This is a genomic window from Psychrobacter sp. AOP7-B1-24, assembly GCF_052376215.1.
Taxonomy (GTDB): Bacteria; Pseudomonadota; Gammaproteobacteria; order Pseudomonadales; family Moraxellaceae; genus Psychrobacter.
This window is the reverse complement of sequence record NZ_JBQSVL010000104.1, coordinates 1-6,933: the sequence shown is the minus strand read 5'-3', so window position 1 is coordinate 6,933 and position 6,933 is coordinate 1. Positions and strand designations below refer to the sequence as shown.

The following is a 6,933-nucleotide window of genomic DNA, read 5'->3' as shown; positions in this document are numbered from 1 at the left end:
CAATGCAGCCATAAGCTTGCACGATAAGCATCATGAAGTGTTTGATAATAAGCTTCAAGCTGATAAAGATGTGCGGGCAAGCATTGGACTCATTCGCGTTGCCAATATTAACAACATTACCAATATCGCTATGCAGTTATTTAAAGCAGACAGCATAACGGTGACAGATGACACGGTTATACATGTAGCGTGCTATCACGCTAAGCAGCTTTTACTACTGCGCAACGCTTTGGAGAATAAGCTGGATAGAATTTTAGACCGTAGTGATAGTAAAACGACTATTTTTGATCATGTTGAAATACAGCAAGCGATTGCTAAAAATCCTGCCAAGAACCATGTTTTTATGGTTCTTGCCACTCCTGTCGCAGAAGTCGGGCGCGACCATGATTATGATTGGGCGATAGTAGAACCCTCCTCAATGCGCTCCATTATTCAATTGGCTGGACGGGTTTGGCGGCATCGTCCTGATAAGGTCGCTAGTGAGCCCAACCTCTTACTGCTGCAATATAATATTCGTTACTTTAAACACCTTAATAATAAGCGCCCTATCTTTACGCATCCTGGGTTTGAGACAACCTTGTTTAAGCCGCCAAGCTACGATTTGAGTGAGTTGATGACAGCTAAACAGCTGGCACAAGTTGATGCCAGACCTAGAATAGTAGCAACGCCTAACACAACAGCCAAACCAGTAATAGCAACGCTGAGCGACCTTGAACATCAAGTTATGCGGCATCTACTTAACAACCCTAAGCTTAACTATGTCAATGCCTATTGGGATAGCAAAGCTACTGCTAACCGTACCCATACTCATCTACAGCAAATCAGTCCTTTTCGAGCGGGCACTCCGCAAGACGATTGGTTATTAATTCCGCGCATGGTTAATGATGATGAAGAAACTGATGTGCCAACGACAGGGTTTGATGCTTACTATAGTGAGGATGTATTTGAAAAAGGTTTAGTTAAATCTACCATTCATAATAAAACCATTCAGCCGCTAGACTTTAATTTTGAGCACGCGCAAATAAAGCCGTGGTTAAGCACTTCATTGAATGACGTCTTGCAGGACTTAAAAGTGGCTCAGCCTGATAAGAGCTTGCGTTCGTTAGCCACTACCTACTCATCGGTATCACTTGATAGCATTAAGGCTAATAACAGTCAGGGCTGGGCGTTTCATGAGTTTTTTGGTTTTGTGCGGGAGTGAGTTATTGGCACGAAAAATCATGATTTTGAATAATTATAAAGACTTATCTAAAGAGACAATTACAGTTTAACACTTCGAATTACGACTAAACTTTGCAAATTATAAAAGGAGCTTATCTTGAACGATATCCCCCCAGAGCTGGCGAGCAATGCAGTAAAAGCTGCCCTTACAAGCCTATATGATAAAAAAACAGAGATTCAGCAAAAGCAGCTCTCTAAAGCTATTGAAAGTGGCGACCATAAAAAAACTGCTGAATTAAAAGCGACGTTAGCAGAAGCTAAAGAAAAATATACCGTCGGCAATTGGATTCCTGATGCCGCAACTCGTATGGCAAAGCAGCTGAACTTCGGTACGCATATCTCAAAAGGGGTACACCCTGACGCTAAGGGTGATAATATTAGTTTTGAAGCAGTAAACCATTTGCCAGCAACCCTTGTAGGCACGCACTCTATAGATAGTAACTATATTGATGCTAATGGTAATGCTGCTGCGCTGCCGCTTGCCGCTTTTTTTGATTTTGAAGTAGATAAGAACACCAAAATTCGTGATCTAATCCTAACTAATAATACTGATTTTAGCGCTTCACTTGCTAGTGACCAAGGCCTTGCAAATACCTATCAGCAAACCTTCAAAACTGCATTACAGAATATCATTACTGAGCCTGTCACTCACGAGCGTAATAAACAAACATTATGGGTGACTAACGCTTATGAAGAAACGGATATTGCGCAGCTTGATTATATTAATATTATTCCACTCTACCCTTCTGTACTCACTCATGAAGTTTATCAGCGCATCAATCACCTTAAGTTTTCTGATGATAACAAAGTTGCCCGTGATAACCGTTTTAAAAAGACTGCTGAGCAGCAACCTTATGTGAGCTTAAACGATTTGGCAACCGTTCAGCTTGGGGGTACAAAACCACAAAATGTCAGCTTACTTATGAGCAAACAAGGTGGTCGCAATTATCTCCTCCCCTCACTGCCACCGACCATTAAGCAAGAACGCGCGTTTAAATTATCCAAATTTGCCAATAGTATCTTTAGCGCTGCTATGGAATATAATGCGCGTGAGGCAATCCAAAATATCTTTAAAGCTATTAAAGACAAGCGCAATATCGTCGATGTTAGAGATGCTCGCAAACACGCTACCGATGAAGTGTTGCATCAAATATTTGCTGCTGCAGAAGATATTCGCAGCAACCTGCCTGCTGGTTGGTCAAAAGACTACGAGCTTGACCACATTGAGAAACTTTGGCTCGACCCCAAACGCGCTGATCTCGATGGTGAAGAAGATTTCAAAGCAGAGCGTGAGCAAGATGATGCTTGGCATAGTCAAATTATTCACCGTTTTGCGCGTTGGCTCAATACCTTGATGCAAGCTGAATTTAAGCAAATTGCCAGTGATTTTGGCGATGCCGAGCATTTAGAGTGGGAGCGCGAGATTGAAGATATGAAAAAACGCTATGAGCGCGCAGGCAAAGGAGTATTTTTATGAGCCGCATAGACGATGACAATAGTATGGATGTGGTTGGCTATTTGATGTTTAAAAAGGTCGTCATTGAAGGAGCGAATACTATCTCAAGTCCGCTGACTTATGGCTTCCCTGCTATCACTGGCTTTTTGGGTAGCTTTCATGCGATGTCACACAAAATGGCAGATGATGAGCAGTTGTCTGATATATGTTTAGGCGGTGTATTGTTGGCCTGTCACGACTGCCAACCGCACATGTATCGACCTAATCGTTATAATAATTACACTTTTAATCAAACACGTAATCCTATCAAAAAGGATGGCAAAACCGCGTCAATTATTGAAGAAGGTAAGTGTCATTTAACGATGAGCTTTGTAGTCGAGATATTAGGTACAGATACTTTAAATCATGAACAGCAAAACTACGCCATGCAAAAAACCAAGCAATGGCTACAACAGCAGCGTATGGCTGGCGGTAGCGTAAGGGGCTTGGCAAGGTTTGCGCCAGTACAATTTTTTGATAAGGATGACATCAGCACCATTACTCCGCAGTTACTTCCAGCTTTTGTACTGATGGATGCGCAAGACAATTTTGCCGATATTATCGATAAAGTACAGATCGATAATCCAGATGCGACGCCGCTAGATGTGTTGATAGATATTTGCGCGTTACATCATATTCCTGAAACTCAAAAAAACGGTGATACCAAATGGGTAACCACTTCGCATAAAAGTGGTCATGGCTGGCTTGTGCCGATACCAATAGGTTATCAAGGTATCTCTGATTTATATGACCCTGGCACAATGCAAAACGTACGCAACCCTGAATATTCTAGTCAATATGTTGAAGCGATTTATAGCCTTGGTAAATGGGTATACCCGCAGCGCCTCAACAGTGTCGGCGGTGATAATGATATTGCCAATGCTTTTTGGCGCTATCGTCATGACGCCGATGAATCACTTTATTTAGTTACTCAAAATCAAGAATTTTAACTTTACTTTGTTTAAAAAAATGCCTTTATAACACGTTTAATTTAACCTTATAATCATGGAGAATTACATGTCAAAAACTGCCCTAAAAACCGCTTCTGTTTTGGCCTTTGAGCGCAATCTAGATGTATCAGATGCCTACCTATGGCAAAAAAACAGTCAAGAAAATAGCGAGAATGAAACGGCTTCACCCGTCCTTATCAAAGAAAAGTCTGTACGCGGAACAATTAGTAATCGTTTAAAAAATACCATTACTAATGACCCAGCCAAACTGGACGCCGAGACCGAAAAAGCCAACTTACAAAAAGTAGATTCGGCGTCATTGGATGAAAACAATGACACCTTAATTGCTCGCTTTAGTCTCAAAGTATTACCTTTTACTGGTAAACCTAATGTCTGTAATGATCAAAATTATCAACAGGCTTTAGAGCAGGTGGTCGCTGATTATATCGACGCTCAAGGTGTTGACGAATTGGCGCGGCGCTATGCCATCAATATACTCAATGCGCGTTGGTTATGGCGCAATCGTGTAGGCACTGAAAGTATCAAAGTAACGGTCAAGTGCAATCAACAAACCGTCACTGTTGACGATGCAAAAACGTATAGCCTTAAAAACTTTGAGAGTGATGACGCTACGGTTAAACAAGTAACCGATTGGATTAAAGCAGGTCTAAACGGTGATGAGTTCATCATTTTATATGTAGAGGCACAAGCCATCATCGGTTATGGTCAAGAGGTCTACCCTTCACAGGAGCTAATCCTCGATACAGGCAGTAAAAAAAGCAAAGTTTTATACCGTGTCAGCGACAAAAAAGGCTCTGAAGACAATGCTGGTATGCACTCACAGAAAGTCGGCAACGCCATTCGCACCATTGATGACTGGTACCCTGATGCTGAATTTCCCATCGCCGTCGAACCTTACGGCGCAGTGACTACTTTAGGTACGGCCTTTCGCCAACCTAAAGCCAAAATGGATTTTTATAGCCTGTTTGATAATTGGGTATTGAAAGGTGATGCGCCAGACGTCAATCAGCAGCATTATGTCATGGGTGTGCTTATCCGTGGTGGCGTGTTCGGTGCTAGCGGCAAGGAGTAAGTGATGACTGAGTCAACAAACCTTACTCATTATCAGGAAATTACCATCATCCCTGAGCCTGAAATAGCGCCTTATTTTATTTGGAGTAAATTATTTGCCCAATTTCATATTGCACTAGCAGAGATGAAAAACAAGCATGGCATTGAATCCATCGGTGTCAGCTTCCCTGATTATCATTATGATGAAAAAGGAAAATCATCCAAGTTAGGGCTGAAACTTCGCATCTTCGCTCCTAGCCAAAGAGAGCTAGACACTCTCAATATCGATAAATGGTTAGCGAAATTAACCGATTATGTTCATATCAAAGGTATCAAACAAGTACCGACAGATAGACCAATAAGTTATGTTAGTGTGCATCGCTATCGCTTCAAGCCTATCGATGTGCAAGCGCAAACCTTAGCCAAAAAGCTATCGATCAGCTACGATGAAGCGATGGTTATCGTCGCCAAACGCAAGCCTGAAATGGCACTGCCATTTATTCGAATGCGTAGCGAAACCAATAAGAGTTATTACCCCTTAAAAGTCTTGCAACAACCTCGTAGTGAGGCAAAGGCAGGTCGATTTACGGTGTATGGTATGAACGGTATGACAAATAGTATTACCGTGCCACATTGGTAAGCACTGGTCGAGGTAATGACGAATTACCCAAAAATAGGGCGTAAAAACCCTTTTTTCTGACTGTTTAAAAACTTGTATTTAAATCAATAAGTTATAGCAATGTGAAAATTGGAGGGTAAAATAGGGTGTTTTGCCCTCTACGCCTTGCTGTAACTTATTTTTTTGAGGTATAATTCCTCTTCATCACCGCTCAGGTGACTTAGAAAGTATAGAGCAAGGGCTAATTACGCAAAAGATGCTTCATCACCGCTCAGGTGACTTAGAAAAACGCGAAAAGGTCAAGAAGTTTTAGATCAGCCTTCATCACCGCTCAGGTGACTTAGAAAGATGTAAAAATGTGCGCTAGATTGCTTTATATCTTCATCACCGCTCAGGTGACTTAGAAATTTATTTTTGGCACTACTCGATGAATTAGAGCCTTCATCACCGCTCAGGTGACTTAGAAAACTAAATGAGCCTTCTAATTGACCAGTAAAGCCTTCATCACCGCTCAGGTGACTTAGAAAAATAGCGGTGCAAGCATACATTGATAGCGGCCCTTCATCACCGCTCAGGTGACTTAGAAAGATAAAAATCTATTTGCTTGCGAACGCCAAGCCTTCATCACCGCTCAGGTGACTTAGAAACACGCTGTCCACCTCAACCCAGCTGTCACCTTCTTCATCACCGCTCAGGTGACTTAGAAATTTTTGGTAAAATAGTCTGCGACCGCGATGATCTTCATCACCGCTCAGGTGACTTAGAAACGACAATGCGCTAAATTTTAACAGATTGACATCTTCATCACCGCTCAGGTGACTTAGAAAGCACATGCACATTTTGATGTTTTTCGATAAAGCTTCATCACCGCTCAGGTGACTTAGAAAATTACGCATAATGTCGTTAATAATATCGGGTTCTTCATCACCGCTCAGGTGACTTAGAAAACAAAAGAATTATTAGCTGATACAGCTCAAAACTTCATCACCGCTCAGGTGACTTAGAAAATCAACACCGCTCTGACCATTATGTTTGATCGCTTCATCACCGCTCAGGTGACTTAGAAAATAACAAGCTGCTTAAACGTAGCTTCCGTATCCTTCATCACCGCTCAGGTGACTTAGAAAGCTTGCGCTCGCTTTTCAGCCTTCTTGCGCTCCTTCATCACCGCTCAGGTGACTTAGAAAACAGCCTTAAGCATGGGCAATAAGTTTTTATTCTTCATCACCGCTCAGGTGACTTAGAAATAGGCTTTGCTTATATTGTGCCCTACACGCGCCTTCATCACCGCTCAGGTGACTTAGAAAGCTTGCGCTCGCTTTTCAGCCTTCTTGCGCTCCTTCATCACCGCTCAGGTGACTTAGAAAATTCTCCGTAGTTCTGCCAATTCCGCTGTTATCTTCATCACCGCTCAGGTGACTTAGAAAAACTGAAAAACCAGTGGGGTTAATGACTCAGTCTTCATCACCGCTCAGGTGACTTAGAAATCTAAGCCCCATTTGCTCACATATCTATCAGCCTTCATCACCGCTCAGGTGACTTAGAAATGAACAAGACGATGGAGATAAACAAAATAC

4 protein-coding genes, 1 pseudogene and 1 CRISPR repeat array are annotated in these 6,933 nt (G+C 42.1%); all 5 genes and pseudogenes read left to right on the top strand.

All coding sequences use genetic code 11. The features are described 5' to 3' along the window. Positions 1-1,201 (top strand): annotated as a pseudogene (locus tag ACT3QP_RS13600) (type I-F CRISPR-associated helicase Cas3f); the annotation flags it as partial. A gap of 117 nt (positions 1,202-1,318) precedes the next feature. Beyond that, on the top strand, positions 1,319-2,698 hold the full coding sequence (csy1, locus tag ACT3QP_RS13595) for a type I-F CRISPR-associated protein Csy1 (RefSeq protein ID WP_442440346.1): 1,380 nt from the start codon (positions 1,319-1,321) through the stop codon (positions 2,696-2,698). After that, positions 2,695-3,666, top strand: a complete 972-nt coding sequence (gene csy2 / locus ACT3QP_RS13590) for a type I-F CRISPR-associated protein Csy2 (RefSeq protein ID WP_442440347.1) — start codon at positions 2,695-2,697, stop codon at positions 3,664-3,666. The genes csy1 and csy2 overlap by 4 nt, the downstream gene beginning before the upstream one ends. Before the next feature lie 67 nt (positions 3,667-3,733). Then, complete coding sequence (csy3, locus tag ACT3QP_RS13585) at positions 3,734-4,759, top strand: type I-F CRISPR-associated protein Csy3 (protein ID WP_442440348.1); 1,026 nt, start codon at positions 3,734-3,736, stop codon at positions 4,757-4,759. 3 nt (positions 4,760-4,762) lie between these two features. Beyond that, positions 4,763-5,377: a type I-F CRISPR-associated endoribonuclease Cas6/Csy4 gene (gene cas6f, locus ACT3QP_RS13580; protein ID WP_442440349.1), complete on the top strand. Its 615-nt coding sequence runs from the start codon at positions 4,763-4,765 to the stop codon at positions 5,375-5,377. Between the two features lie 178 nt (positions 5,378-5,555). Further along, positions 5,556-6,903: direct repeats of the CRISPR family, unit length 28 nt; unit sequence CTTCATCACCGCTCAGGTGACTTAGAAA. Between the last annotated feature and the right edge of the window lie 30 nt (positions 6,904-6,933).